This is a genomic window from Acidiphilium sp. C61, from assembly GCF_905116885.1.
In the GTDB taxonomy this organism is placed as follows: Bacteria; Pseudomonadota; Alphaproteobacteria; order Acetobacterales; family Acetobacteraceae; genus Acidiphilium.
The window spans coordinates 752,581-778,573 of sequence record NZ_CAJHNI010000005.1 but is presented as its reverse complement, the minus strand read 5'-3'; the positions used below and the strand labels follow the sequence as shown (position 1 = coordinate 778,573).

The following is a 25,993-nucleotide window of genomic DNA, read 5'->3' as shown; positions in this document are numbered from 1 at the left end:
TTTCCTCGGGTGTGGTGCTGACGCGGGATGAACCCGCTGTCATCACGTGTCACTCGAACCCGACCTGCCGCCACATTTGCAACTGCTGCTCTCGCACGCTCCCTCCGTGCAGCGGGGCGTGACGTCATTTCGCTAGCGATTGGAGAACCGGATTTTCCGACCCCACCTCACGTAATTGAGGCGGCCCACCAAGCCGCAATCGACGGGCAGACGCGATATCCGCCTATTGTAGGAACTGATGCCTTACGCGGTGCTGTCGCTCGGAAGTTTGCAAGAGACCAGGGATTGCAGGTAGCTCCGGCCGACGTGCTGATTACAAATGGTGGCAAGCAGGCAATTTTCGATGCAGTCATGGCTGTTGCCGACGAAGGTGATGAAGTAATCATTCCGACACCGTGTTGGTCTGGGTACATTCAAGTTGTTGAATTTGCGGGAGCAAGGCCAGTCTTTGTACCTTGTCCTGCGGAAACTGGTTTCCTCCTTTCGGCGCCTGCTCTCGAGGCGTCTGTTGGGGCCCGAAGCAAGCTTTTGCTCTTGAATTACCCAAACAATCCGTCTGGCGCGGTTGCTGATATTGGCATGCTGGACGGGATTACGGATGTGTTGCGCAAGCATCCGCAGTTGCGAGTAATTTCCGACGACATCTATGAGCATCTCGTTTTTGACGGAGTTTACACGACCCTGGCAGCCAGGGCCCCAGACCTTGCTGATCGCATTTTGACGATGTCAGGTGTTTCGAAATCCTATGCGATGACCGGGTGGCGATTAGGCTTTTGCACTGGGCCGCGCGATTGGCTCGATGGGATGACGGTTGTGCAGGGCAGTTCAACCGCCGGTGTTTCGACGATCAGCCAGGCGGCAGCAGTGGCTGCGCTGGATGGTCCGCAGGATATTCTGGATGAACGACGGCTGATCTACCATAGGCGGAGCCAAAAGGTTTTTGAAATGCTTGCTGAGGCACCCGGTCTTTCGTGTTCGCGTCCTCAGGGGGCGTTTTATGCTTTCCCTTCTGTGACTGGACTTTTAGGCCGTCGGACAAAGGGGGGACGCCTGTTGGCCAGTGACGAAGATGTTGCTGGCGCTATGCTTCAGGAATCGTTTGTCGCGACTGTTCCTGGAACGGCTTTCGCCATGCCTGGCCATATCCGGCTTTCGACCGCCGCATCGGATGCGGTTCTTGAGGCAGCATGCTCCCGGATCGTGGAATTTTGTAAAGCAGTGATGTGAATGGGGCTTCATCCGGTCAGGTCCGGCCATCTGATCGGATTAGGATACTGTAAGCATCAATATCCTGGCGCGTTGCATTCGGTCCCTATGGACCGGAAAGTGCTTCAAAGCCGTATGAAGGAGATGGTGTAATGACGGAACACAGACCGCCTTTCCCGCCGTTTGATGCTGTAAGTGCGGCATTGAAGGTTCGCCTTGCGGAGGACGCATGGAATTCTCGTGATCCAGTGCGCGTTGCTGGCGCCTATACTGAAGACAGCGCATGGCGAAATCGAGATGAATTTTTTATTGGACGCACCGCAATTATAGAGTTTCTTCAGCGTAAATGGGAAAGAGAGCTGGATTACAGGCTTGCCAAGGCGCTATGGGCATTTACCGATGATCGCATCGCTGTTCGATTTCAGTATGAATATCGAGATCAGGAAGGCCAATGGTTCCGGGCCTATGGCAATGAGCAATGGGAGTTTAACGCAACTGGTTTGATGCGTCGTCGTGAGGCGAGTATCAACGACAAACGAATTGAGGCCAACGAACGGCGCTTTCTTTGGCCTTTGGGCGCTCGTCCAGAGGTCCATCCAGGGATAGAAATGGTCGGCTTCGGCTTACAGCCTTAGAGCCGTAATCGGAATGGCAGTATGGCTGACATTTGCGTGTGATTTTCCTTGTGAGCAGGCGGATATGTGCGAGGATGAGCCATGCAGTGGCGCTGGTAACGGGGCTTCGAAACCCTTTGCGAGGCGCAGCCATCTGCCGAGCCGGGTGAACGTTCTCTCCACGGCCCAGCGTCGCGGCAGGAGTTCGAACCCGCTGGCGGTGTCGGAGCGCTTGACGATCTCTAGCGTGGTTTTCGACCGGTGTGAATCGCGAGGGGTTCCCATTTGCGGTGATTTCTGATCCAGATTCCGTGCTGGAGAAGGATGGCGGTATGGATGGGCCAACCACTATTGATGGATCTTCGTCGGCGGCTTTTGGCGGCGATTGATGAGGGGATGAGTTACCGGGCAGCGGCAGCCTCCCGCTTTGGAGTGGCGCCGGCGACGGCATTCAGCTGGCGAGCCCAGCGTCGCGATATCGGCAGCTTTGCTCCGAAGCCTCAGGGTGGCAACACGCGCTCATGCCGGGTTAAGGAACGGCGGGCGGACATCCTCACGATCTGGGAAGCGCGTAAGGACATCTCGCTTGCAGAGCTGCGCCTGGCACTCATCGATGTCGGGTTGCACGTCTCGGTGGGCTTCACCGCGTCTTCGTCCGCCGCGGCATGACGCGTAAAAAAGGACTGGCCACGCCATTGAGGCAGGACCGCCCCGATATCCTGAAACAGCGCCAGGACTGGTTCGATAGCCAGTTCGATCTGGACGCTGATCGCCTGGTCTTTATCGACGAGACCTGGACCGCCACCAACATGACCCGCAGTCATGGCCGCTGCACTAGGGGCGAGCGTCTGCGGATGGGCTTCCCACGCGGTCACCGCAAGACCACTACGTTGGTGGCAGGGCTGAGCATGACCGGCATGGTCGCGCCGATGGCGCTGGGCGGCTCCATCAATGGCGACTGGTTCGAGGCGTATGTCACCAAAGTTCTCACACCCGAACTGCGGCCCGGCGACGTGGTGATCATGGACAATCGGTCGAGCCACAAGCGTGACTCGGTGCGTGAACGGATCGAAGCGGCCGGCGCAACCCTGCGCCCCCCCCCCATAGTCCCGACTTCAATCCGATCGAGAAGGCGTTCGCGCGGCTCAAGGCCATGCTCAGAGAGATCGGAGAGCGAACTGTTACTGGCCCATGGAACCTGATCGGCAGGCTCTGGACCAGCTGGACGCCCGTATTTACCCTTGCGTATTGAGCGGTTGGTTGGATCTGAATCTGGATACTGCGCTCCTGGCCGTTTGAAGAGCCTCATTCGACCGTCGGGCGTGGGTCGCGGAGGCCGCGATCGGTGCCGCAATCCCGAGGTCTGGACGGATTCATCCCATGGCTTGTGAAGTGGATCCTAGAAATGGGACCAGGGGCTAAGTTGGAAATTGGCCGTTTTGTCATGATAGACGGAGCGGAACATGAGCAAGACGAGACGGAAGATTGAGGCGGGGCTGAAGGCGAAGATTGCCTTGGAGGCGCTGCGCGAGCAGGCAACGGTTGCTGACTTGGCGGCGCGGTATCAGGTTCATCCGAACCAGATTTACGCTTGGAAGAAGCAACTGCAGGAGCAGGCGGCGCGGGCGTTTGATCCGAAGATCGGGCAGGATGCGGAGGCCGCCGGGCAGCGGGAGATCGAGAAGCTGCATGCGAAAATCGGCCAACTGACGATCGAGAACGATTTTTTAGCAAAGAGGTCCGGAAGATGAGCGTGCCGGACCGGCGAGCGAAGCTCGATCGCGATCATGCTGTGCTGTCGATCCGCCGGCAGTGCGCGCTGCTAGGGCTGGCGCGATCCGGGGTGTACCGACGGCGTCGTGCGGCGAACGACAATGATCTGGACGTGATGCGGCGGATCGACGAGCTGTTTTTGCGCTGGCCGTTTCTGGGCTCGCGCCGGCTGATGGCGGTGCTCGCGGCCGAGGGGCTGCGGGTCAACCGCAAGCGAGTGCAACGGCTGATGCGGCTGATGGGGATTGCGGCGCTCGGGCCGAAGCCGCGGACCAGCAAGCCGTCGGCGGGGCACCGGATCTACCCGTATCTGTTACGGGACCTGGTGATCGACCGGCCGAACCGGGTCTGGTGCGCCGATATCACCTACCTGCCGATGGGCCGCGGCTTTCTCTACCTGGTGGCGATCATGGACTGGCATAGCCGAGCGGTGCTGGCCTGGCGGGTCTCGAACACGATGGACACCGGCTTTTGCATCTCGGCGCTCGAAGAGGCCCTGTCCCGGTTCGGCAAGCCGGAAATCTTCAACACCGACCAGGGTTCGCAATTCACCTCGATGGCGTTCACCGACGTCCTGACCGCGGCGGAGATCCGGATCTCGATGGACGGCAAGGGGCGCTGGATGGACAACGTGTTCATCGAGCGGCTCTGGCGATCGCTGAAATACGAAGACCTGTATATCAAGGGCTACGCTGACGGCACGGAACTGCGCGCCGGCCTGGGCCAATGGTTTGACTTCTACAACCACCAACGCCCTCACATGGCGTTGGACAACCGCGCGCCGATGGCGGTGTGGCGCGAAGCAATGGTCGGCATTCTGCCGCCGGCGGCCGTGGATATGACGCTTATCCTGCGGAGAAGCTTGGACAACGCTACCACGTTGCCCACATCTCCACAGCCGCAACAACAGCAGGTAGCTTGATAGCCCTTTGGGAGATCAGAACGGATCAGCTTCCATCTTAAATCCCGCCCCAAGTGGTCCACACCAAAGGGTCCACTTCAGTGCCGGCGCCGCGCGGGGCTCAGAAGTTTCCCCGTGTCGCCTCCGTCAGGATCGCCTTGTCCAACGACAGATCGGCCACCATACGCTTCAGCCGGGCGTTCTCCCGCTCCAGTTCCTTCATGCGACGCGCCTGGTCCATCTTCAGGCTGTCACACTCCTTATGCCACCGATAATAGCTCTGCTCGGTGACGCCGATCCGACGGCATGCATCCGCGACCGTCCCGCCCTGCGCCAGAACAATCTCAGCCTCGCGCAACTTGCCGATGATCTCTTCCGGCTTGTGATTCCTCGCCATCCCGGTCTTCCTTCAGGCCAAATCCTAAAACAGATCCGGGACCACTCAGAAGGGGGCAGATCGATCGACAGCATGTAGAAGATGGCTTCCACAATCCTTCGCAGCGCTACCGTCCGGGGGCTGCCTCGATGCGGCGGCAAGGGCATGAACGGTTCGATCAAGGCCCATTCGGCGTCGGTGAGGTCGCTTGCGTAGCGCAATTCGGCCCGGCAATCTCAATGCCGGGCGATTTCAGTCCAGGCCATTGTGTCTCCGCTCGTCTTCGTAAACAAACTGAATCACAACCTACTGAAATCACTCAACCATCCTTTGCAACACAGCTCTTAGGTGTATAAGGTGTATAATATTAGATGGATATCATAGAAATACATGGTCTAGAGGAGGATCGAGGCTAGGATGGTGAAACCGAGGAATTTGCTGCCATTTGTTTGTATCTGGTAGCGATCCAGCGCCTATCATTGAGTTTCTTGGAGTAACGCTCGATACAATTGCGGAGTGCGTAGAAAAGGCCGGTCAACAAAATGCTGGACGCAGCGGCTCTTTTCGGTCTTTCGAAGATCGTCCCGATATTCCGTGCGTCCAACCCTACGGAGTTGCTATCGGATCCCCGGTCGACCATCGGGATGCAAGAATCCCCATCGCGCTCTTCCGTCAGGTCCGTGTAGTCGGCGCTGTCACAAGCCGCGCCGGGGTTATACATAATATCTGTGGTTAGCATTTCGATGGGGGTGCGAAGATGTGTCTAGGTTATGGAACTTTCTCGAGAACAGCCAAAAGTTTTGCTTTGCTCATCCTTTTAATTCGGAGGCACACTGCAAAAATTTTCCAGTATTCAGCTCTCTGCTTTCCCGCTCAAGGCTTAGCAAGAAACAACTTGAAAAAAATCAATTTCTTACCCCTCATCCATCTAGGAAATAGCTCCGATCTCTATTCCAGAATTCAGTGTCAAATCAAATTGCACCCTGTTGAGGTTACGTTCTATGCGGTTTGTTCACGCCGCTTAAATCAAGTAATAAAGGTAAATTATGAGAGTGAGGCCACAAAATGAATATTGAAAACTTACTCAAAGCAATTAAGCCAAATATAATTAAAAATCATGATTTGAAAAACAAAGTAATCATTAGTCTTACATCTTATCCAAGCAGATTTCAAACTGTTTATTTTACTATTATTTCTCTCTTGAATCAGAGCATTAAGCCAGATAAAATTATTCTATGGGTATTTAAAAATGAATATAATTTATTGCCGAGAAAAATTATTGAATTAATAAATAGTAATTTCGAAGTAAAAAAATTGAATGAAGATTGGAAGTCATATAATAAACTTATACCATCATTAATTGAGTTTCCAAACGAATACTTAGTAACGGCAGATGATGATGTATTATATAAACCCACTTGGATTGAAGAACTAATTTTATCTTTTAAAAATATTAATGGCATTGTTGCCCATAGGGCGCATATAATTCAATATGATTTTAATGAAAAAATAGAAGAATACAATAAATGGATTGTAGATACACCAGAAGAGAATTTTTGCCAAATAAAATCGCCATTAGTTTTTCCAACAGGTGTAGGAGGTGTACTATACCCGCCTGATTCTTTTGATGATCGCATCTTAGATATTTATTTAGCAATGGAACTGTGCCCTACAGCAGATGATATTTGGTTTTGGTTTATGCATACACTAAAGGGGAATTGCGCTTCTTCTATTGGAGATAGATATTTTATAGATATAAATCCGGACCAAAGTAAAAGTCTTTTTAACATAAATGTAAGAGGAAAAAATGATGATCAAATTAGAAATATGGTGAATAAATTTGGTATTCCAGAAACTGTTGAGTTTTTTATAAATAATTTTTGTAAAACTATTAGAGAAAATGAGTCTTTTACACAATTAAAATCTGGCCGAGCGATTATACTTCAAGATGATGATATCGGTTTGTTTGTAAAAAACAATAGAATATTTCACAATGAAAAAATAATTAGTTTTATAAAAAGAAATCTTACTCCTAAAAAAATCTTAGATTTATCTGGAGATATTGGATATTTTTCAGTCGGTCTTTGTGGTATTGAAGATTACAAAGTATGGACGGTAGATTTTAAAAATAAAAATTTTTTAAAATTTCAAAATAATTTAATTGCAAATAATATAAATTTCAAATCTATTGAAATAGATATTGAATATTTTATGAACTTCAATAATGAAAAATTAAATGAATATATAAAAGAAATTGAGTATTTTGATTTGACAATAATAAATATATTAAATTTTGATCAAAAAATTGATATTATTGGAAATTTTATATTTAATAGCAAATCAATTTTAATTGAAAAAAATTATGGTGTATCTATCGATGATTACATGTATAATTATGGATATCGATTGATGTATTCAGATGTCGTTGAGGGGTCTTACTTATATAAAAAAAATTTTTAGATATTTTTTTAATAAAAATAGATTTCTGTAAAATCAAATATGAATTTTTGAGCTGGACGCCCGCAATAACTCTGTGAAGGTTGTTGAATTCGTGATTCACTGAGCGGGTCGTGAATTGGAGGCGGGTGGATGGAGGCGTGGTCGCTATTCGGACTCTCGGAGCATCTTGAGCGTCTGAGCAAGACCGGGGATCCGCTGGAGGTTCTGGAAGCGACGGTCGATTTCGAGCATTTCCGTGGCTAGCTGGTCACCTGTGAAAAATCGAACTTTGCTGATCTAGTCATGACTTTTTAGCGGCGGGCAATATTGGGATTTGCAAGGTGTGGGAGACCTGAGTGGAAAAACCTTGCAAAACCGTTGGAGCGTTGCGCGGTGGTCGCGATCGTGATTCTCTCCCTTTGATGCCGAACATCATGTGTTTGGCGTGGAGGAAAGAATGCCGCCGAAGCTGAATGCACCGCAGGATGATCTCGAACTGTTCCGCTCGCGGCTGGAGAACATCATCGACCAGCGGCATCCCCTGACGCGGCTGGCCCGGCTGATCGACTGGCGGGTCTTCGAGGAACGCTTTGGCGCACTCTACGCCGAGGCGGCGGGACGTCCGGCGCTGCCGACCCGCCTGATGGTGGCGCTGCATCTTCTCAAGGACATGGATAGGCTGTCCGACGAAGCGATTTGCGCGCGCTATCTCGACAGTCCGTATGTCCAGGCATTCTGCGGCGAGACGCATTTCCAGCACACGCTGCCCCTTGACCGATCCTCGATGACGCGCTGGCGCAAGCGGATCGGGGCGGAGCGGATGGAGGCCCTGCTCGCCGAGACGCTGGCGGCGGCCGAGCGGGGTGGGGCCGTGGCGGAGAAGCACTACGAGCGGGTCACCATCGATACCACGGTCCAGCCAAAGGCCGTGACGCATCCGACCGACAGCAAGCTGCTGCACAGCGGCATCGAGACACTCGCCCGCATGGCGCGCAAGCACGGTATCACGCTGCGCCAGTCGTATCGCCGGGTCGCGCGCTACGCCAGGCAGGAGGCGGCGCGCCTGCACCATGGTGGCAAACGCCGCGAGGCCGCGGCTCGCGTGCGCAAGCTGCGAACCTGGCTGGGCCGGCTGGCTCGTGACATCACCCGCAAGATCGCAGGCAACGCTGAAGCGAAGGCCACGTTCGCCGAAACGCTGGGCCTGATCAATCGCCTGCTTCGCCAGAAGCGCTCCGACCGCGGTGCCGACAAGCTCTATTCCCTGCACGCGCCTGAGGTGGAGTGCATCGGCAAGGGCAAGGCCAGGACGCGCTTCGAATTCGGCGTGAAGGTCTCCATCGCCACCACCAACGCCGCTGCACCCGGCGGTCAGTTCGTTCTCGGCATGCAGAGCCAGCCGGGAAATCCCTATGACGGCCACACTCTGGCCGGCCAGATCGAGCAGGTCGAGCGGATCACCGGGGTTGCCGTCGCCCGCGCCTATGTCGACCGCGGCTATCGCGGCCACGGCGTCGAAGCCGAGGGCAGAAAGATCTTCATCTCCCGCCAGAAACGCGGCATCACCCCCACCATCCGCCGCGAGTTGCGCCGACGCACAGCCATCGAACCCGTCATCGGCCACATGAAGACCGATGGCCATCTGGGGCGAAACTTCCTGCTCGGCGTCGACGGTGATGCCATCAACGCCGTCCTCGCCGGCGCCGGCCACAACCTCCGCCTCCTCCGCAGATGGCTGATCAGGCTTCTTTGTGCCCTCGTCGCATGGCTCTATGCCCCAAACCGCTCACCAAGCCTCGGCTTCGCCCACCGCCAAATCACATAGTTCACAGACGACTAGCTGGTTGAAGGGCTGGGCTATTGCGACGGAGCCAGGGGTGGCCGCCCGCCCTTCGACCCTGTTTCGATGTTCAAGACGCTGATCCTTCAGACCCAGCACAATCTGAGCGATGCCAGGATGGAGTTCATGATCCGGGACCGCCTGTCCTGGATGCGCTTCCTGCGCTTTGATCTTGGCGGGCCGACGCCGGATGAGAACACGATCCGGCTGTTCCGTAACAAATTGACCGAGACCGGCACGCTGAAGCAGGTGATGAAGGCGTTCGACTAGCAATTGCAGAAGAAGGGCTCCTGAAGTGGATCCTAGAAATGGGACCAGGGGCTAAGTTGGAAATTGGCCGTTTTGTCATGATAGACGGAGCGGAACATGAGCAAGACGAGACGGAAGATTGAGGCGGGGCTGCGCGTTCCGGTTGATTGTGAACATCGATTCCGTTTGATTGTGAACGCCTAATCCGGTTGATCATGAACGCGGATTCCGGCGGATCGTGAACACCGGTTCGGGTGCTCATGAACGTGTCCTGGAGTGCGATGGTGGGGCGCCGCTGCTGACAGTCTTCAACCAGGGGTAATCCCGATCCTTTGCTGAGCAGCGAGGGATGGGAATGCCGGGAGAGAGATTGTCGATGCGGAAGATACGTGATGTTTTGCGGCTGCGATTTGCGCAGGGACTGAGCCAGCGAGCGATTGCGGGTAGTACGGGTCTGAGCGTAGGAGCTGTGAACAGTTACCTGAGCCGGGCGCGGCTGGCGGGATTGAATTGGCCTCTGCCTGAAGACCTTGGCGACGCGCAGCTTGAGACGCTGCTATATCCGCCGCTGCCGGATGTTGCGCCGGACCGCCGGCCGGTGCCGGATTGGGCGGCGGTGCATCGTGAATTGCGCCGGCCGAATGTGACGCTGTCGCTGCTGTGGGAAGAATACCGGGCCGGCACCGGCGGCCAGGACGGGTTCAGCTACTCCTGGTTTTGCGATCTCTACCGGGAATGGGTGGGTCGTCTGAAGCCGACGCTGCGCCAGGTGCATATGGCGGGAGAGCGGCTGTTCGTCGACTTCGCTGGCCACGCCATGGAAGTGATCGATGGGGCGAGCGGGGAGATCCGGCGGGCCGAAATCTTTGTTGCCGTACTCGGTGCCTCGAGCTTCATCTACGCCGAAGCGACCTGGAGCCAGGGGCTGGCGGACTGGATCGGCGCGCACGTTAACGCGTTGACCGCGATTGGCGGCACGCCGCGGCAGATCGTCAGCGACAATCTGCGCGCGGGGATCACGCGCGCGTGCTTTTATGAGCCGACGGTGAACCGCACCTACGCCGACATGGCGGCGCATTACGGCACCGCGATCATTCCGGCGCGGCCTTACAAGCCGCGGGACAAGGCGAAGGCCGAGGTCGGCGTGCAGGTGGTCCAGCGCTGGATCCTGGCACGGCTGCGCAACCGCCGCTTCTTCTCGCTGGCTGAATTGAACCAGGCGATTCGCGAATTGGTCGATCAGGTGAACGATCGACCGATGCGCGGCTGGGGCACCAACCGGCGGGCGCTCTATGAGCAGCTCGACCGCCCGGCCCTGCAACCACTGCCGCCCACGCCTTACGAATACGCGGACTGGAAGCGCTGCCGCGTGAACCTCGATTACCATGTCGAGATCGACAAGCACTTTTACTCGGTGCCGTTCCGGTTGATCCGCGAAACAGTAGAGGCACGGATCACGGCGAAGACGGTGGAAATCTTCCACCGGGGCAAGCTGGTGGCCACGCACCAGCGCAGCTTCCGCCAGCACCGGCCGACCACAATCGCGGATCACATGCCGAGTTCGCATCGGCGCTATCGCGATTGGACCCACGAACGGATATTGCGCGAAGCCACTGCGGTCGGTGACGACACCGCCGCCCTGGTCGAAATCATCCTGCGCTCGCGCCCGCATCCCGAACAGGGGTTCCGCTCCTGCATTGGCATCCTCGGATTGGCAAAGCGCTACGACCCCGAGCGGCTGGATGCCGCCTGCGCCCGTGCCTTGGCACTCGGAACCCGCTCCTACGGCTCGGTCGCTGCGATCCTGAAGAATGCTCAGGAGAGGAAGACCACGGACAAGACCGAACAACCCAGCCTGTTCCACGAGAACATCCGTGGCCCCGGCTACTATCACTGAAAGGAAACAAGATGCTGATCCATCCCATGGTGGAGCGCCTGCGCGGCCTCGGCCTGACGGCAATGGCCGACGCGTTCATCGAGATGCAGAACCAATCGGCGGCTGACGATCTGACCCGCGAGGATTGGCTCGGGTTGCTGGTCGACCGTGAGGCAACCAGCCGGGACAACAAGCGCCTCGCCCGCAGGCTGAGCCAGGCGCGGCTGCGCCAGAATGCGGTTGTCGAGGATACTGACTTCCGGACACCGCGCGGTCTGGACCGAGCCCTGTTCCACAAACTTGCCGGTTGCGAATGGATCTCGCACAGCCAGCATCTGGTCATCAGCGGCCCGACCGGCGTGGGCAAATCATGGCTCGCCTGCGCGCTCGGCCACAAGGCGTGCCGGGAGGGCTTCTCGGTCCTCTATCGGCGGGCGCCACGCCTGTTTGCCGAACTCGCGACGGCGCGCGGCGAAGGAAGATTGCCCCGGATGTTGGCGGCCCTTGAACGCACCCGCCTGCTCATCATCGATGATTGGGGACCCGAGCCCCTGACCGCCGAGCAGCGCCGCGACCTACTGGAAATCGTTGATGATCGTTATGAAAAGGGCTCCCTGCTGGTGACCAGCCAGGTGCCCGTGAATCGCTGGCATGACCTGGTGGGGGATCCCACCCTGGGAGATGCGATCCTGGACCGCGTCGTGCACCGCGCCCATCGCATCGAACTGAAGGGACCGAGCCTGCGCAAGCGTCACGCCGTCACCACACAATCCGATCAGGGCGCTTGACGAACCCCACGGAAAAATGAGACGGCGCAACCGTCAGTGGCAGCGATCCACCATGACCGCCGGCCGCCCGTCAGGCCCCGTTCAGGCCAGAGCGAGCAGGTGTTCATGATCGCCGGAATCGGTGTTCACGATCGAACGGATTGACCGTTCATCATCACCGGAATGCGCAGGCGGGGCTGAAGGCGAAGATTGCCTTGGAGGCGCTGCGCGAGCAGGCAACGGTTGCTGACTTGGCGGCGCGGTATCAGGTTCATCCGAACCAGATTTACGCTTGGAAGAAGCAACTGCAGGAGCAGGCGGCGCGGGCGTTTGATCCGAAGATCGGGCAGGATGCGGAGGCCGCCGGGCAGCGGGAGATCGAGAAGCTGCATGCGAAAATCGGCCAACTGACGATCGAGAACGATTTTTTAGCAAAGAGGTCCGGAAGATGAGCGTGCCGGACCGGCGAGCGAAGCTCGATCGCGATCATGCTGTGCTGTCGATCCGCCGGCAGTGCGCGCTGCTAGGGCTGGCGCGATCCGGGGTGTACCGACGGCGTCGTGCGGCGAACGACAATGATCTGGACGTGATGCGGCGGATCGACGAGCTGTTTTTGCGCTGGCCGTTTCTGGGCTCGCGCCGGCTGATGGCGGTGCTCGCGGCCGAGGGGCTGCGGGTCAACCGCAAGCGAGTGCAACGGCTGATGCGGCTGATGGGGATTGCGGCGCTCGGGCCGAAGCCGCGGACCAGCAAGCCGTCGGCGGGGCACCGGATCTACCCGTATCTGTTACGGGACCTGGTGATCGACCGGCCGAACCGGGTCTGGTGCGCCGATATCACCTACCTGCCGATGGGCCGCGGCTTTCTCTACCTGGTGGCGATCATGGACTGGCATAGCCGAGCGGTGCTGGCCTGGCGGGTCTCGAACACGATGGACACCGGCTTTTGCATCTCGGCGCTCGAAGAGGCCCTGTCCCGGTTCGGCAAGCCGGAAATCTTCAACACCGACCAGGGTTCGCAATTCACCTCGATGGCGTTCACCGACGTCCTGACCGCGGCGGAGATCCGGATCTCGATGGACGGCAAGGGGCGCTGGATGGACAACGTGTTCATCGAGCGGCTCTGGCGATCGCTGAAATACGAAGACCTGTATATCAAGGGCTACGCTGACGGCACGGAACTGCGCGCCGGCCTGGGCCAATGGTTTGACTTCTACAACCACCAACGCCCTCACATGGCGTTGGACAACCGCGCGCCGATGGCGGTGTGGCGCGAAGCAATGGTCGGCATTCTGCCGCCGGCGGCCGTGGATATGACGCTTATCCTGCGGAGAAGCTTGGACAACGCTACCACGTTGCCCACATCTCCACAGCCGCAACAACAGCAGGTAGCTTGATAGCCCTTTGGGAGATCAGAACGGATCAGCTTCCATCTTAAATCCCGCCCCAAGTGGTCCACACCAAAGGGTCCACTTCATACATCCCGATGTCGGGCCAGATCGTCGATGCGTCGCTGGTGCCGGCGCCGAAGCAGCGGAACACGGACGCGGAGAAGGAAGCGATCAAGGCCGGCAAGACAGCGCGTGACATCAGCGGCGCCAGGGCGCGGCGGTATCAGGAATTCCGTGTATGGTTGGCGGTGGAACATCAGGCCGCCAGGGGCCCTTACGAAGTGGTCGCCGAAGATGACGGCGAACTGAGCCTTTGCCATAGCCCATTCTCGAGGTGGCATCACCCACTCTTTTTTGGATCGGTTGAGGATCAGATAGAGCAGCCTGGCAGTGGCCTCGGCGGGCCTGGCATCAACGGCCCGGTAGATGTCCTTGAGGGCGGTGGCGACCACCTTGCGGTCCTTGTAGGACACGAAATCCATCGAATTCCGGAGCAGGTGGACGATGCAGGTCTGCACGATCGTCTCGGGAAAGACAGCCGTGATCGCCTCCGGGAACCCCTTGAGGCCATCGACCACGGCCAGCAGGATGTCCTCGACGCCACGGTTCTTCAGCTCGTTCATCACGCGCAGCCAGAATTTGGCGCCTTCGTTCTGCTCGATCCAGATGCCGAGTACGACCTTCGTCCCGTCGGCCATAATCCCCAGCGCGATATGGATCGCCTTGTTGCGGATCACGCCCTCGTCGCGGATCTTCATCCGGATGGCATCGAAGAATACCAGCGGATAGACCGGGTCCAGCGGACGCTGCGGCCAGGATGTCACCTCGTCCAGCACCGCATCGGTGATCGTGCTGATCAACTCCGCCGCGGCATCCATGCCGTAGATCTCGCGCAGATGTTCCGCGATCTCCCGGGTGCTCATCCCCCGCGCATACATCGAGGTGATCTTGTCATCGAAGCCTGGAAACCGGCGCTGGTATTTGGCGATCAACTGCGGATCAAAGCTACCCGCACGGTCTCGGGGGATCGCAATCTCGATCTTCCCCGTGCCGGTCGACGCCGACTTGCGGCCATAGCCGTTGTGGCTGTTCTCCCCCTCCGCTTCGTCACTCAGATGGTAATCCATCTCTGCGCTCAGGGCCCGCTCCGCCAGAGCCTTCTTCAGCGCGTTCACCAGATCCCCGGAATTAAGCCCTGCCGCCGCGTCATCCCCAGCCAGCAGCTGGTCCAGAAAATCGTCCGGGATCGCCGGTGCTTTCCGTCGTGCCATGTGGGTCTTCCTTTCTACCCACTACGCCACTCACACACGCGATTCTTGACACTCCTCCTGACGCCGGGACAGGCCTCCGACATCAGCGGCGCGAGGGCGCTTCTGCCCACAATACCGCCACCAGAAGAGCTGATCGCCGACAAGGCCTACGGCGCTGATGATCTTAGCACCTTCCTCACCCGCCAAGGCACCAGGCCGGTGATCTCGCCCATGCCCAACCGCCGCGCCATTCCGCCCTTCGACCCCGTCGCCTACAGAAAGCGCAATCTCATCGAACGCGCCTTCTGCAGGCTCAAGGACTGGCGCGCCATCGCCACACGATATGACAAAACCGCACGAAATTTACTCGCAGGTTTTCACAGGTGACAACCTAGGCTTAGTGGTGAGTTGTGGCCAATGCAGTAGTGGGCATGAGTATTTTGATTGAAATATATCTATTTTGATATATTTTCAAGGGCCCTTATTTTGTTGATTGCATCTTGTAAGTCTGAATGATTGGATAGGGGCTGGCTAGTTATGATCTGGAATAGTGCCGCTTCTGGACCTGGTGGCATTTTTTCGAGATAGAGTTGTCGTAGATTGTCAATTTTTTTCTGGTCATTATTTTTATATGCAGCTGTCGCAAGCTGATTTATGATTTCTGCTTGTTTTTTGTTTAGTTTAGATTTTCCTCTTAAAAATTTGGAAGCGTATCTTGATAATGAATCTTCTTCCTGTCCCCAATTTTTTTGCTCATGGGAGTGCCGTGCTACGGTAATCAGGTTATTCTTGCTGGTAGAGGGATGATTCGTCGTACTCGGATCAAGCTTGTCCGCAATAAGTTGAGACAAGGCTTGTCTTTTCCGAGTGACATCATCATCGGCAAATGAACTTTTCGTACGATCAATAGTTTGCTTGGCTAAAGTGAAATTATTATCATAATATTGTTGATTCGCCAATATAAGACCAAGTTTTGATATATTTTTTGGATTTTTGTTTTTATTAATCAGATATTGAAGCGGTGTGGACAAATTGTCTGAAAGTCCAAGCTGTTTCAGATCCGAATTTAATTCTGAAACAGCCTTCATTTCATTTTTGCTGTCGGGAAGGAGGTCGATATTATTTTGAAGAATTGATACTGCCCCTAGGGGGGCAAGTTTTGAAAGCTGTCCAGATTCAAGCAATTTTGAAAATAATGTTTCACGAAGATAATTGATCGTCGCTGCGTCTGCCGGGAATAATTCTAAATCACGCTTAAGCTCTGACATGGCGGAAGGCCAGTCATGAGCTTTCGTATATAATTTTGAGATCTTCATGCGCAGGTTTAATTCGTGCTTTGGTGCTCTCCAATCATAAACATGGCGTAATAGCTGGCTAGCTGCAGAATGTGCACTCAATTTATGTGTCTTATATTCCAGATATATTTTGCGTGAATTCGCAAGGCCAAACGCCATATTATTTCTTGAATGAAGTAGATTATTGTAAACGGAAAGTGCTTTGTTCAAGTTTCCACTTTTTTCATAATATTCACCTTTATAAAAATTAAGTATAGAATTATTCGGAAAAAATTTCATATATTGCTTAAATGTATCAAAATTATTTGTCTTGATCAGAGATTTCGCAACGATTGGGAGAATATGATTTCGTATTGGTGTCGGTAGTGATAATATATAATTTATACCGGATTTAATTCCGTTTATCGATTCGGTATATTTTCCTTTTTGGGCAAGAGAAATTGCGCTCAGTATTTTTGTTATGTTCGTATTATTTTTTATATTTCCAAGATAATTCAGAGCACTATCTGGCTTGTTGGAGATGATGTCTGCAACGGCGTGGAGAAGACTCCACTGAGGGTCCTTCGTGACCAGGGGTTGGGTTTGTGCAAGCCGGTCAAGCGCGCCGGCGGCTTCGGGGCCCATATTGAGTGCAAGCATGACCCGTACCAGCTTGAATGTCGGCTCCTGTTTATCGAGTGCAGGGGCCCGGGTCACAGCGATGCGTTGCAAGCCGAGTCTTTGGCGGAGACCTATCAGATTGTAACGTGGAAGGTCGAGACCGTCGGGCGTTCTTGCAGCCGCAGTAAGGGGAGGGACTAGAAGGGGGCTGCCGATCGGGAGTCCAACACCGGCTTTCAGCGCACCGAGGCTAAACCCGTCAGGCTGACGGGACATGGCAACTTCATCCGATGTTGCAATAACGGCAATACCGCGCGATGTCGGCAAAAAACTGTACCCCGGCCCGCTGGGCGCGTCACTCAGCGCGGTTGAACCAGTCACAGTACCGACGAGTAACGGCCTTCCTGTTTGTGGATCAGCCATGGTGACGATAGGGCCGGCATCGCTACAGTAGAGATTTATAAAGCCTTTATCGAAAGAAACCTTGACGTTTTTCTGCGGTACCAACGGTGTCAGATTTACGTGAATCGAGCTGGTGCCTGGCTGCGTCGACAACGATTGCCCCGGAGGCGTGGGTATCTTGAGAACCGTGGAATTTTGAAGATGAATGACCGATGCTTTTTGGTTTCCGGTTATTTTTCTTAGCGCGTAGGCTTTTATCGGAAAATTATCAGAAAGTATCAGGTATGTATCGTCGCCTTCCTTGAAAATCGACTGACCAATATTTGATGGGACCAGGTTATCCGGTACCAGGATACGAAACCAATATGATGACGAATCACTTCCCTTTGCGTGCGGCATGCTTCCGCAGAGCGCGAGAGATATGCAGGCGAAATAACCGAGCTTTCTTTTTTTTGTGCGACGCAGGCGGGCGCGAGTCATGGTGCGCCATCGGGAAGGAGGGAAGCGACGGGCTGAGGCTTGGGCGTCATGGCCGACATCCCGGCGAGCTTCTCGGTCACAATCTGCGCCTTTTGCGGACTCATGGCGGCCAGAATGGGGGCTGATTTTCGGCTGCTCATGCGCTGGATGACATTCAGGACGATTTTGGGATCGAGCCCATCGAAAATCCGCGCAGCGCTCCGTGGATCCATCGTTTCATAGGTGGAAACCAGAGCCGCCCACTTTTTCTCATCCGCGGCCTTTTGCGCGGTACTGATCTGCTCAAGCTTCTGGGCCAGCGGTTTGATAGCCGCGATTTGCTTGGCGATCGCTTCCTTTTCGACGGCCAGCTCAGATTTCTGGCGATTCAGTGCCGCGGCGCGTTCATCAAGCTGCTCGGCCCGCTGTTTGAGTTGAAGCAAAACCTTCCGCTCGCCGGTTTGGTCGAGAGGGTCTGGCTTGCAGAGAGGCGGCGGCGGCGGCTTGTCCTTCCAGTTGGCCACAGGCTCGTATGCCGATGGGGCAGAGCTCGCGCTCGTTGTTCCTGATGGCTTGGCCTGGGCATGCTGAAGGCCTGCTGACGCCTTTCCGGACGTGGAGGTGCCTGCGAAAGCCGCATCGACAAGCCCTGCCGATTTAAAGAGAATGGTTCCACACAGACAGAACGTCACGATCGGCAGAAGCCGAGGCAGTCCGCGGGATTGGAACTCGTCAGGTGGCATCAAGCAGCATCCGGGCAAGGTCGCGCTCGGCTCTGCTTTGCAGCTTAGCGGGGCGCCGGGGTTGGGGCGAACGGTGCAGGGGGTTTGGCTTCGCCATCAGCACCCCGCGCGGAGACGCGACTGCGTCTTGAGGTTTCAGGTCGATCACGGCGGAAGTCGCATCAGCCATATCGAAGCCCTCCTTGCTTTCGGCGCGTTTCTGGGTGTCCGCGGCGATGTTGGCCTGGCTGATCAGTTCGTCGAGGCGAGTGGTGGAGGCAGCGGCGGCCTGGCATGCTTCCTCCAGTGCGGTGAAACTCTGGCTGGCCTGCTCCTTCAGGCGTTCCGTGGCGGAAATGGCTGAACTCACCGATGTGCCGATCTGGTCGACCAACTCCTGCAACGCATGGCGATCGGCGCGCATCTGGAGAATGGATTTATCCAGACGGCGGGCGTAGACCAGTGTGAAAACCAGAACCCCAAATAATACGCTCTGAAATCCCCACGCGCCGTAAGTCAGGATATAGGTTAGCATTTTTTCACCATTTCAACAATTTTTGCTTCGACACTGGGCAGAGATCGGTATTATTGAACGATCAGTTCCTGGAACAGGATATCCTTCACCACGGCCGGCGCGGTCGCGACCTCGATGCGATCGATCAGAGCTTCTCGCAGGCGGTAGGTGCCAGATGCGCCACGAAGCTCGCCGGGACGCATGGCACGAAGATAGGTCTGGAACACATCGACGATGCGGGGCATGTCTGCCGTCGCGATTTTTGCCGATTTTGCATCCGCGAGTTCGATGGTGGCCTCAAGTTTGACGTATGAATCCTGGCCACCGGGGACGTCGAGATTCGCTACGATTTCCGGGATTTTGACATAGACCGGCCCAGTCACTTTCTGCGGTGGTTTCTCCCCGAGCATGCGCGGCAGGATGCCGGTGATCCACAGGCCGCCGACCAGGAGCAGAAGCGCGGCAACCGCACCGCCGATGAAGATCAGCTTGCGCCGTGACGGCTTTGCCGGCGCCGCCTCGCCCTCGGTTTCGGGCAAGGTTTCGTCGGCTGCATTTTTTGCGGCTGTCGGTGGCTTGGCCATAGATTGTCCTCTGATCCTCAGAGGAGATTATCTTGGATGAATATTAATGGATGGTTATGTTCCGTTTGGGCATCAGTGAAAATCACGGCTTTGTGGTGCTGTCCGTCGTTGCTGCCTCGATTTTCCTCGTGCGCCCGCCTTGCCTGCCATATCCGGCGAGTCGAGCCGGTCCAGCAGTGTTGACAAATCGGCAAGTGTATCGACCAGGACATGCACCATCGTGATATCTCGCTCGACGCCGCGCTGCACCTGGCCCTGCACGCCGAGCAGCCGGGCGCCGACGATCTCCTGTCGCAGCGCCTCGACACGGGCGGGCCAGACGATCAGGTTGGCGATGCCGGTTTCATCCTCGATGGTGATGAAGACCGTCCCCTTGGCGCTGCCGGGGCGCTGGCGCACCGTGACCAGGCCGGCAAGGCGGACTTGGCCACCGTCCGGAATGTTGTCGTCCATCGCCTTGCAGGTGATGGTGCCGCGCAGCCGGGGATGGCTTCGCAGCAAGGCCAGCGGATGCGCGCGCAGCGACAGGCCGGTGGCGCGATAGTCGGCGGCCACGTGCTCGCCAGGCTGCATCCGGGGCAGGTCGGGGGTAGCGGCAGGGGAAGAAAGCGGCCCGATCGGGAACGGGGGCGCATGATCGACAAGGCTGGCCTGCCAGAGCGCGGTGCGCCGGTCCATGCCGAGAGACCGCAGGGCGCCGGCCTCTGCCAGCGCTTCGAGGGCGGCTTTCGGCAGCGATGCGAGCCTGGGCAGGTCGAGTCGGCCCCCAGCCCGCAGGGCGTCGATCCGCGCTGCCCAATCGGCCCTGAACCCCCTGATCATCCGCAGGCCGAGCCGCAGCGCCCCGTTTTCCACCGTGCAGTCCCACGAACTCGCCGCCACATCGGCGGCGCGGACGGCAATGCCGTGCTCGCGCGCATCGCGCACGATCTGCGCCGGCTGGTAGAACCCCATCGGCTGTGAGTTCAGCAGGGCGGCGGCGAATTCCGCCGGGTGGTGGCATTTCAGCCAGGCCGAGACATAGACCAGATGGGCGAAGCTCGCGGCATGGCTTTCGGGAAACCCGTAGGTGCCGAAGCCCTCGATCTGGCGGAAGCAGCGTTCCGCGAAATCGCGCTCATGGCCGCGCGCGACCATGCCCTCGACAAGCCGGGTGAAGAACCGCTCGATCGTGCCGGCGTTGCGGAAGGTCGCCATGGCGCGGCGCAACTCGTTGGCCTCGCCGGGCGTGAAGCCGGCCGCCTCGATGGCGATCCGCATCGCTTGTTCCTGGAACAGCGGCACGCCGAGTGTCTTGCCAAGGACGGCGCGCAGGGCGGGCGAGGGCATGTCCGGCGTTTCCAGACCGTTCCGCCGTCGCAGATACGGGTGCACCATATCCCCCTGGATCGGCCCTGGCCGGACAATCGCGACCTCGATCACCAGGTCATAGAAGACGCGCGGCCGCAGCCGCGGCAGCATGTTCATCTGCGCCCGGCTTTCCACCTGGAACACGCCGAGCGCATCCCCCCGGCACAGCATGTCGTAAACGCGCGCATCCTCGCGCGGCACGTCCGCCAGATCGGCGATTCCCAGCAGGGCAAAGCATTTGCGGATGCAGGTGAGCATGCCCAGCGCCAGCACGTCGACCTTCATCAACCCCAGCGCGTCGATATCGTCCTTGTCCCATTCGATGAAGCTGCGCCCCGGCATGGCGGCCGGGCCGACCGGCACGATCTCGTCGAGCCGGGTGCGCGTCAGCACGAATCCGCCGACATGCTGGGACAGGTGCCGCGGCAGGTCGACCAGCTCGCGCGCGAGGCCGATGGCGCGCCGCAGGTCCGGCGCGGCCGGATCGAGTCCGGCCTCGCGCAGCCGGGCATCGGACCACAGCGCATCGCCCGGATTCCAGCTCTGCGCCGCCAGCGTCTCGATCGTCGCCGCTTCGAGGCCGAGCGCCTTGCCGACATCGCGGATCGCGCTGCGCGGCCGGTAGTGGATCACCGTCGCCGCGATCGCCGCCCGCGCGCGGCCGTAGCGGCCATAAATATACTGAATCACCTCCTCGCGCCGCTCATGCTCGAAATCGACGTCGATATCCGGCGGCTCGCCCCGCTCGGCCGAGATAAAGCGCTCGAACAGCAGGTCGATCTCGGCGGGATCGACCGCGGTGATGCCGAGCGCGTAGCAGACCGCCGAATTCGCCGCCGACCCGCGCCCCTGGCAGAGAATTCCCTCCCGCCGGGCAAAACCGACGATATCGTTCACCGTCAGGAAATAGCGCGCGTAACCGAGCTGCGCGATCAGCTCGAGTTCGCGGCGGATCGTCGCCGCGATGGCCGCCGGCACGCCGCCGGGATAGCGGATCGCCGCCCCCGCCCAGGCGAGGTCGGCGAGATGCGCATCGGGCGTTTTGCCGGGGGGCACCGGCTCGTCGGGGTATTCATAGCGTATATCGCCGAGCGCGAAGCCGACCGCATCCAGAATCTCCGCCTGTGCCGCGATCGCCGCCTCATGGCCGCGGAACAGCCGCGCCATCTCGGTGGCCGGCTTGAGGTGCCGCTCGCCATGCGGCTCGAGGCGCAGGCCGGCTCCGGCGATCGTGCAGCCATGGCGGATGCAGCGCAGCACGTCCTGCAACGGCCGGCGCGAGGGCGCGTGATACAGAACGTCGTTCACCGCCACCAGCCGCCGCCGCCGTCCGGCCAGGGCGGCGAGTGCCTCCAGCCGTGCGGCGTCGTCCGGCGCATAGCGGCGCGCCGCCCCGATCCAGATTGGGGCGGAGAAGCCGGCAATGCGGTCGAGGCTGGCGGCGAAGGCTTCGTCGGGCCAGGGCGGTGGCATCACGATCAGCGCCATCCCGGGCGCATGGTCCTCCAGATCATCGAGGCGAAGCCGGCAGCCGCCCTTCGCCGCCCGCCCCTTGCCGATGCTGAGCAGCCGGCAGAGCCGCCCCCAGCCCTCGCGGTCGCGCGGATAGGCGATGACGTCCGGGCCATCCTCGAAGCCCAGCCGGCTGCCGGCCAGCAGCCGCAGCCCGCCCTGCTTCGCCGCGACATGAGCCCGCACGACGCCGGCGACCGTGTTCCGGTCCGCGATGCCAAGCGCCGCATGGCCGAGATAAAGCGCCTGGTCGACCAGCTCCTGCGGGTGCGACGCGCCTTCGAGGAAGCTGAACGCGCTGGCGGCGGCGAGTTCGGCATAGGCGGGCATCAGAACACCCCGTGGATAAACCATCGCGGCGGTTGCACTCCGCCATGCAGCCCGGTGCGGAACACCCAGAAGCGGCACCCCGCCTCATCCTCGATCGCGTAATAGTCGCGCAGCATTTCCGCCTCGGTGCGACCGGCGCCTTCGGCCGGCTCGTGGCGCCACCACTCCCGCGCGATCCGCTCCGGCCCGGTGGCGCGGACGATGCGATGGATCGCTCCGCGCCATCGCATCAGCCGCGGCGGATCGTCGGGCACCGGCGCGATCACTTCGATCCGCTCGGGTCGGACGAACAGCCTGACCGGCCGCGGATGCGAGGCGGGCGGCCAGCCTGGCGGCGGTTCCGTCACCGGAAACCGGCGCATCGCGCGTTCCGGTACATGGCTCGCCACCGGTGCCAGCCGCGACAGTCGGGCCCGGCCGGCCATCAGGTCGAAGGTGCGGGCGTGATCCGGCCGCAAAGCGCCGCCCAACTCCGGCTGGCTGGCCAGCAGCGACGCCACCTCCCCCTCGATCTCCAGGTCTTCCACGCCGAACCCCGGATCGACCCGGTTCAGCAGTTCGGCCAGCAGCCGGCAGATATGCGGCGCATCACGCGCGGGAGCGGCGAAGCCGATCGTCTCTTCGATCACCCGCGCATCGACCCGCCGGAACCTGACACGCAGTGACGTCAGCCCGCATTCCGCCGCCTCCAGCCTGTCGCAAAGCCGGATGACGAGGCGTGCGAGTGCGGCGCTGAGTTGTTCTGCCGTCAGCAACGGGTCGTGATGGGATTCCGCTTCGCGCCATGCGGTCGGCGGTGGCAGGAAATGCAGCGGCTCGGCCGCCCGTCCGTGCAGTCGGTCGAGCCTGAGCAGAAGGTCTTCGCCGAAACCCGCCCGGATCTCGCCGCGCGAGAGGCGCGCCAGCGCGCCGATCCGCCTGATGCCGAGCCGGTGCAGAAGCTGCGTTACCGTCGCTTCCAGCCCGAGCGCCGTCACCGGCAGCTCATCGAGCCCGCCGCCCGCCGCCATGCCGTGCCGCGCCAGCGCCCGCGCCGCCGCCGCGGTGGCGCCGACCGCGATCCGGGCGCCGGGCAGCATGGCGCTAATCCGTGCGCATAGCTGGGCCTCGCCGCCAAACAGATGGGCGCAGCCAGTGATATCGAGCAGAACACCATCCGGCGGGTCCGGGGCCACCAGCGGCGTAAAGCCCTGGCAGCGCAGGGCGAGCCGCTCAAGGGCCAGATTAGCCGGCGCGTCTGAGAGGCTGCTGACGGGCACTCCCGCCGCCAGCCAGATCGAAAGCATGCGTCGTCCCGTCATGGTTCAACTCTAGGCCGAAGGTGCCCGGCGGCGTGCCGCGCGCATGCAGCAGCTCGGCCCGCCATCGCCGCGTGCCATCTGGCCCCGAAGGTTCTGCGCCAATCCGCCATCTCGTTGCGAACGCATTTGAATCACTCGCCTTTCCCATATTCAGCACCAGCCCGAGAGCTTGCCCCCGCCGTGCCGCGAGCGCGATGCGCCGCACCGCGAGGCGGTAGACCCGCGCCACTTGCCCGGCTGCGTGCAGGCCACCGGCCAGGGCGGTCTCGAGCAGCGCCAGCCGATCATCCTCCCGCTCTGCCTCGGCCAGCACGAGCCGGCCAGGATCGAGCGCCAGCCCCGCAAGCCCGGGCGGGTAGAGATCGACCGAGGTGCCGACCCAGCAGACCGGCGCGCCTCGCGTGCGGCCAAGCAGCAGGGCCGCGAAGCTCACGATGGATTGATCGCCGGCGATTTCATGCACGCTCCCCGGCCGGATATCCGGGGATTGCAGACCGGAAAAGAGCGCCGCACTGGTCATGAACCTATCCTTTGTTCTTATTTTGTTCTTTTCTGCGGCGGCGTCAATCCCGGTATCGCGAGGGCGCCGGGGCGAATTTATTCACCGGCTTAGCCGATCATTAAGCTTTAACCGCCATTGTTCCGCTGCACGTTCCGGTGCGACGTCCCAAAAGGGTGACAGGACAGGATGCAGAATACCAGCACGATCATTCTTTCGCGCATGCTGACGGCATCCCGCGATGTCGACGTGATCGCAAACAACATCGCCAACGCATCCACGCCCGGCTACCAGTCGCTGCATCTCGCATCGACATCCTGGCTCGATCACATGCGCGGCGTCACTGCACCTCCCGGCGGGTCCACCCAGGCCTATACCCAGTCCAACGGAACCTGGCGCGACGCGCAGCCCGGAACCATCCGCAACACCGGCAATCCCCTTGATCTCGCACTGCCGGCCGGCGGCTATTTCACCGTCCAGACCCCGAACGGCCCACGCCTGACGCGGGACGGGCAGTTCAACCTGATGCCGGATGGCACGATCGCCAATGCCGATGGCTACAGTCTTCTCAGCACGAACGCTCAGCCCATCACGGTACCGCCGCAGAGCGGCGCGCTAACCATCGCGGCCGATGGGACGGTCAGCACCCAGCAAGGCATTATCGGGCAGATCGGCGTCGTGACGGTTGCAAATCCGCAAACCCTGACTGCCCAGGGCGCAAACCTCTTCCAGGCGGCGGCCCCGCCCATTCCCTCACCCAACCCGCAGATCGTGCAGGGGGCGGTAGAGGAATCGAATGTCCAGCCGGTCACGGAAATCACCAACATGATCCAGGCCAGCCGGAACTACGAGATGCTCGCCCAGTTCCTGACCTCCGAGAAGAGCCGCAGTCAGTCTGCCATCTCCCAGATCCTCGGCGGCACCACCAGCTGACGCCACTGTCCTGACAGGAAAGCAAGAATGCGCGCACTCGATATCGCTGCCACCGGCATGCAGGCCCAGCAGACTAATGTGGAAGTCATTTCAAATAACATCGCGAACATGACGACCACGGGCTACAAGGCCCAGCGCGTCGCCTTCCAGGATCTGCTCTACCAGGATCTGCGGCGCGCGGGATCGAACAGTTCGGATGCGGGGACGATCGTTCCGTCCGGCACGCAGATCGGCCTCGGCGTGAAGACCGCTGCGATCTACCGGATCGATCAGCAGGGCAATCTCCAGCAGACGAACAACACGCTTGACATGGCGATTTCGGGCAACGGATGGTTCCAGGTGACCCTGCCGTCCGGCCAGCTCGCCTACACGCGCGACGGCACGTTCGGACTGTCGCCGAATGGGACGATCGTGACTGCGGATGGGTATATCGTCCAGCCTGGCATTCAGGTGCCGACAAACGCCACGAATGTCACGATCAATGCGTCCGGCCAGGTTCAGGTTTCACTGCCCGGGCAGACCGCACCGCAAACGGTCGGTCAGTTGCAACTCGCGGTCTTCCCGAACGATGCCGGCCTTGCCGCGCAGGGCGGGAACCTTTTCCTCCAGACCGCCGCTTCCGGCAATCCGGTGACCGGCGCGGCCAGCGCCCCCGGTTTCGGAACTGTGATGCAGGGCTTTGTCGAGAACTCGAATGTCAATGTCGTCAGTGAAGTGACCGATCTCATCACGGCCCAGCGCGCCTATGACATGAACAGTCAGGTCGTCACCGCCACCAACCAGATGCTGCAGACCCTGACGCAACTCTGAG

At 58.7% G+C, this 25,993-nt stretch carries 17 protein-coding genes and 8 pseudogenes; 14 read left to right on the top strand and 11 right to left on the bottom strand.

Annotated elements, in window-relative coordinates:
- The first annotated feature begins 27 nt into the window (after positions 1–27).
- Both HUW10_RS06520 and HUW10_RS06515 read left to right on the top strand, forming a co-directional pair.
- Positions 28–1,227, top strand: a complete 1,200-nt coding sequence (locus HUW10_RS06520; protein ID WP_174502753.1) for a pyridoxal phosphate-dependent aminotransferase — start codon at positions 28–30, stop codon at positions 1,225–1,227.
- Between the two features lie 131 nt (positions 1,228–1,358).
- A complete protein-coding gene (locus tag HUW10_RS06515; RefSeq protein ID WP_174502752.1) occupies positions 1,359–1,841 on the top strand; it encodes a nuclear transport factor 2 family protein in 483 nt (160 codons plus the stop codon).
- 34 nt (positions 1,842–1,875) lie between these two features.
- Here HUW10_RS06515 and HUW10_RS06510 read toward each other — a convergent pair.
- A pseudogene (locus tag HUW10_RS06510) lies at positions 1,876–2,075 on the bottom strand (transposase); the annotation flags it as partial.
- 81 nt (positions 2,076–2,156) lie between these two features.
- Here HUW10_RS06510 and HUW10_RS06505 point away from each other — a divergent pair.
- Together HUW10_RS06505 and HUW10_RS06500 are read left to right on the top strand one after the other, a co-directional pair.
- A pseudogene (locus HUW10_RS06505) lies at positions 2,157–3,072 on the top strand (IS630 family transposase).
- A 211-nt stretch (positions 3,073–3,283) separates the two neighbouring features.
- Positions 3,284–4,389, top strand: a pseudogene (locus HUW10_RS06500) (IS3 family transposase); the annotation flags it as partial.
- 209 nt (positions 4,390–4,598) lie between these two features.
- On the opposite strand, the pseudogene HUW10_RS06495 reads toward HUW10_RS06500, so the two are convergent.
- A pseudogene (locus HUW10_RS06495) lies at positions 4,599–4,891 on the bottom strand (transposase); the annotation flags it as partial.
- Positions 4,892–4,956: 65 nt separating this feature from the next.
- A pseudogene (locus tag HUW10_RS06490) lies at positions 4,957–5,091 on the bottom strand (transposase); the annotation flags it as partial.
- An 844-nt stretch (positions 5,092–5,935) separates the two neighbouring features.
- Here HUW10_RS06490 and HUW10_RS06485 point away from each other — a divergent pair.
- The 7 genes and pseudogenes from HUW10_RS06485 to HUW10_RS06455 form a co-directional block, all read left to right on the top strand.
- Positions 5,936–7,330, top strand: coding sequence for a hypothetical protein (locus tag HUW10_RS06485; protein ID WP_174502751.1), 1,395 nt, complete (start codon positions 5,936–5,938; stop codon positions 7,328–7,330).
- Positions 7,331–7,459: 129 nt separating this feature from the next.
- Positions 7,460–7,567: pseudogene (locus HUW10_RS18665) on the top strand (IS5/IS1182 family transposase); the annotation flags it as partial.
- 199 nt (positions 7,568–7,766) lie between these two features.
- Positions 7,767–9,134 carry an IS5 family transposase gene (locus HUW10_RS06475; RefSeq protein WP_174502750.1) on the top strand — a complete coding sequence of 456 codons (1,368 nt, stop codon included), beginning with the start codon at positions 7,767–7,769 and terminating at the stop codon, positions 9,132–9,134.
- Positions 9,135–9,173: 39 nt separating this feature from the next.
- A pseudogene (locus tag HUW10_RS06470) lies at positions 9,174–9,416 on the top strand (transposase); the annotation flags it as partial.
- 337 nt (positions 9,417–9,753) lie between these two features.
- Entirely contained in the window at positions 9,754–11,295 is a 1,542-nt protein-coding gene (istA, locus tag HUW10_RS06465) for an IS21 family transposase (protein ID WP_174502215.1), read from the top strand.
- A gap of 11 nt (positions 11,296–11,306) precedes the next feature.
- Positions 11,307–12,062 carry an IS21-like element helper ATPase IstB gene (gene istB, locus HUW10_RS06460; protein ID WP_174502216.1) on the top strand — a complete coding sequence of 252 codons (756 nt, stop codon included), beginning with the start codon at positions 11,307–11,309 and terminating at the stop codon, positions 12,060–12,062.
- Between the two features lie 140 nt (positions 12,063–12,202).
- A pseudogene (locus HUW10_RS06455) lies at positions 12,203–13,311 on the top strand (IS3 family transposase); the annotation flags it as partial.
- Positions 13,312–13,514: 203 nt separating this feature from the next.
- Here the strand turns inward: HUW10_RS06455 and HUW10_RS06450 are convergent.
- A complete protein-coding gene (locus tag HUW10_RS06450; protein WP_236656256.1) occupies positions 13,515–14,702 on the bottom strand; it encodes an IS256 family transposase in 1,188 nt (395 codons plus the stop codon).
- A gap of 45 nt (positions 14,703–14,747) precedes the next feature.
- Between HUW10_RS06450 and HUW10_RS06445 the strand changes: the two genes are divergently transcribed.
- Positions 14,748–15,068, top strand: a complete 321-nt coding sequence (locus HUW10_RS06445; RefSeq protein ID WP_174502749.1) for a transposase — start codon at positions 14,748–14,750, stop codon at positions 15,066–15,068.
- Positions 15,069–15,136: 68 nt separating this feature from the next.
- On the opposite strand, the gene HUW10_RS06440 is transcribed toward HUW10_RS06445, so the two are convergent.
- The 7 genes from HUW10_RS06440 to HUW10_RS06410 all read right to left on the bottom strand — a co-directional run bounded on the left by HUW10_RS06440 (position 15,137) and on the right by HUW10_RS06410 (position 24,270).
- Positions 15,137–17,458, bottom strand: coding sequence for a lipopolysaccharide assembly protein LapB (locus tag HUW10_RS06440; RefSeq protein WP_174502748.1), 2,322 nt, complete (start codon positions 17,456–17,458; stop codon positions 15,137–15,139).
- Complete coding sequence (locus HUW10_RS06435) at positions 17,455–18,180, bottom strand: hypothetical protein (RefSeq protein ID WP_174502747.1); 726 nt, start codon at positions 18,178–18,180, stop codon at positions 17,455–17,457. Before HUW10_RS06435 ends, HUW10_RS06440 begins: the two co-directional genes overlap by 4 nt.
- Positions 18,170–18,694 carry a hypothetical protein gene (locus tag HUW10_RS06430; protein WP_174502746.1) on the bottom strand — a complete coding sequence of 175 codons (525 nt, stop codon included), beginning with the start codon at positions 18,692–18,694 and terminating at the stop codon, positions 18,170–18,172. The genes HUW10_RS06435 and HUW10_RS06430 overlap by 11 nt, the downstream gene beginning before the upstream one ends.
- Before the next feature lie 50 nt (positions 18,695–18,744).
- Entirely contained in the window at positions 18,745–19,257 is a 513-nt protein-coding gene (locus HUW10_RS06425; protein ID WP_174502745.1) for a flagellar basal body-associated FliL family protein, read from the bottom strand.
- Between the two features lie 72 nt (positions 19,258–19,329).
- Positions 19,330–22,449: an error-prone DNA polymerase gene (locus tag HUW10_RS06420; RefSeq protein WP_174502744.1), complete on the bottom strand. Its 3,120-nt coding sequence runs from the start codon at positions 22,447–22,449 to the stop codon at positions 19,330–19,332.
- The gene (locus HUW10_RS06415; protein WP_174502743.1) at positions 22,449–23,750 is read right to left on the bottom strand and encodes a DNA polymerase Y family protein; all 1,302 of its coding nucleotides are present in this window, start codon (positions 23,748–23,750) and stop codon (positions 22,449–22,451) included. The genes HUW10_RS06420 and HUW10_RS06415 overlap by 1 nt, the downstream gene beginning before the upstream one ends.
- Complete coding sequence (locus tag HUW10_RS06410; protein WP_236656253.1) at positions 23,674–24,270, bottom strand: ImuA family protein; 597 nt, start codon at positions 24,268–24,270, stop codon at positions 23,674–23,676. Before HUW10_RS06410 ends, HUW10_RS06415 begins: the two co-directional genes overlap by 77 nt.
- 168 nt (positions 24,271–24,438) lie before the next feature.
- On the opposite strand from HUW10_RS06410, the gene flgF reads away from it, so the two are divergent.
- Both flgF and flgG read left to right on the top strand, forming a co-directional pair.
- Positions 24,439–25,182, top strand: a complete 744-nt coding sequence (gene flgF, locus HUW10_RS06405; RefSeq protein ID WP_174502742.1) for a flagellar basal-body rod protein FlgF — start codon at positions 24,439–24,441, stop codon at positions 25,180–25,182.
- Positions 25,183–25,209: 27 nt separating this feature from the next.
- Positions 25,210–25,992, top strand: coding sequence for a flagellar basal-body rod protein FlgG (gene flgG / locus HUW10_RS06400; RefSeq protein ID WP_174502741.1), 783 nt, complete (start codon positions 25,210–25,212; stop codon positions 25,990–25,992).
- Position 25,993: the final 1 nt, after the last annotated feature.

Coding starts and splice junctions, on each gene's coding strand:
- HUW10_RS06440 (WP_174502748.1), bottom strand. CDS start 17,458: ATGACTCGCGCCCGCCTGCGTCGCACAAAAAAAAGAAAGCTCGGTTAT.
- HUW10_RS06410 (WP_236656253.1), bottom strand. CDS start 24,270: ATGACCAGTGCGGCGCTCTTTTCCGGTCTGCAATCCCCGGATATCCGG.
- HUW10_RS06415 (WP_174502743.1), bottom strand. CDS start 23,750: ATGACGGGACGACGCATGCTTTCGATCTGGCTGGCGGCGGGAGTGCCC.
- HUW10_RS06430 (WP_174502746.1), bottom strand. CDS start 18,694: ATGCTAACCTATATCCTGACTTACGGCGCGTGGGGATTTCAGAGCGTA.
- HUW10_RS06420 (WP_174502744.1), bottom strand. CDS start 22,449: ATGCCCGCCTATGCCGAACTCGCCGCCGCCAGCGCGTTCAGCTTCCTC.
- flgG (WP_174502741.1), top strand. CDS start 25,210: ATGCGCGCACTCGATATCGCTGCCACCGGCATGCAGGCCCAGCAGACT.
- flgF (WP_174502742.1), top strand. CDS start 24,439: ATGCAGAATACCAGCACGATCATTCTTTCGCGCATGCTGACGGCATCC.
- HUW10_RS06485 (WP_174502751.1), top strand. CDS start 5,936: ATGAATATTGAAAACTTACTCAAAGCAATTAAGCCAAATATAATTAAA.
- istA (WP_174502215.1), top strand. CDS start 9,754: ATGCCGGGAGAGAGATTGTCGATGCGGAAGATACGTGATGTTTTGCGG.
- HUW10_RS06425 (WP_174502745.1), bottom strand. CDS start 19,257: ATGGCCAAGCCACCGACAGCCGCAAAAAATGCAGCCGACGAAACCTTG.
- HUW10_RS06520 (WP_174502753.1), top strand. CDS start 28: ATGAACCCGCTGTCATCACGTGTCACTCGAACCCGACCTGCCGCCACA.
- istB (WP_174502216.1), top strand. CDS start 11,307: ATGCTGATCCATCCCATGGTGGAGCGCCTGCGCGGCCTCGGCCTGACG.
- HUW10_RS06450 (WP_236656256.1), bottom strand. CDS start 14,702: ATGGCACGACGGAAAGCACCGGCGATCCCGGACGATTTTCTGGACCAG.
- HUW10_RS06435 (WP_174502747.1), bottom strand. CDS start 18,180: ATGCCACCTGACGAGTTCCAATCCCGCGGACTGCCTCGGCTTCTGCCG.
- HUW10_RS06475 (WP_174502750.1), top strand. CDS start 7,767: ATGCCGCCGAAGCTGAATGCACCGCAGGATGATCTCGAACTGTTCCGC.
- HUW10_RS06515 (WP_174502752.1), top strand. CDS start 1,359: ATGACGGAACACAGACCGCCTTTCCCGCCGTTTGATGCTGTAAGTGCG.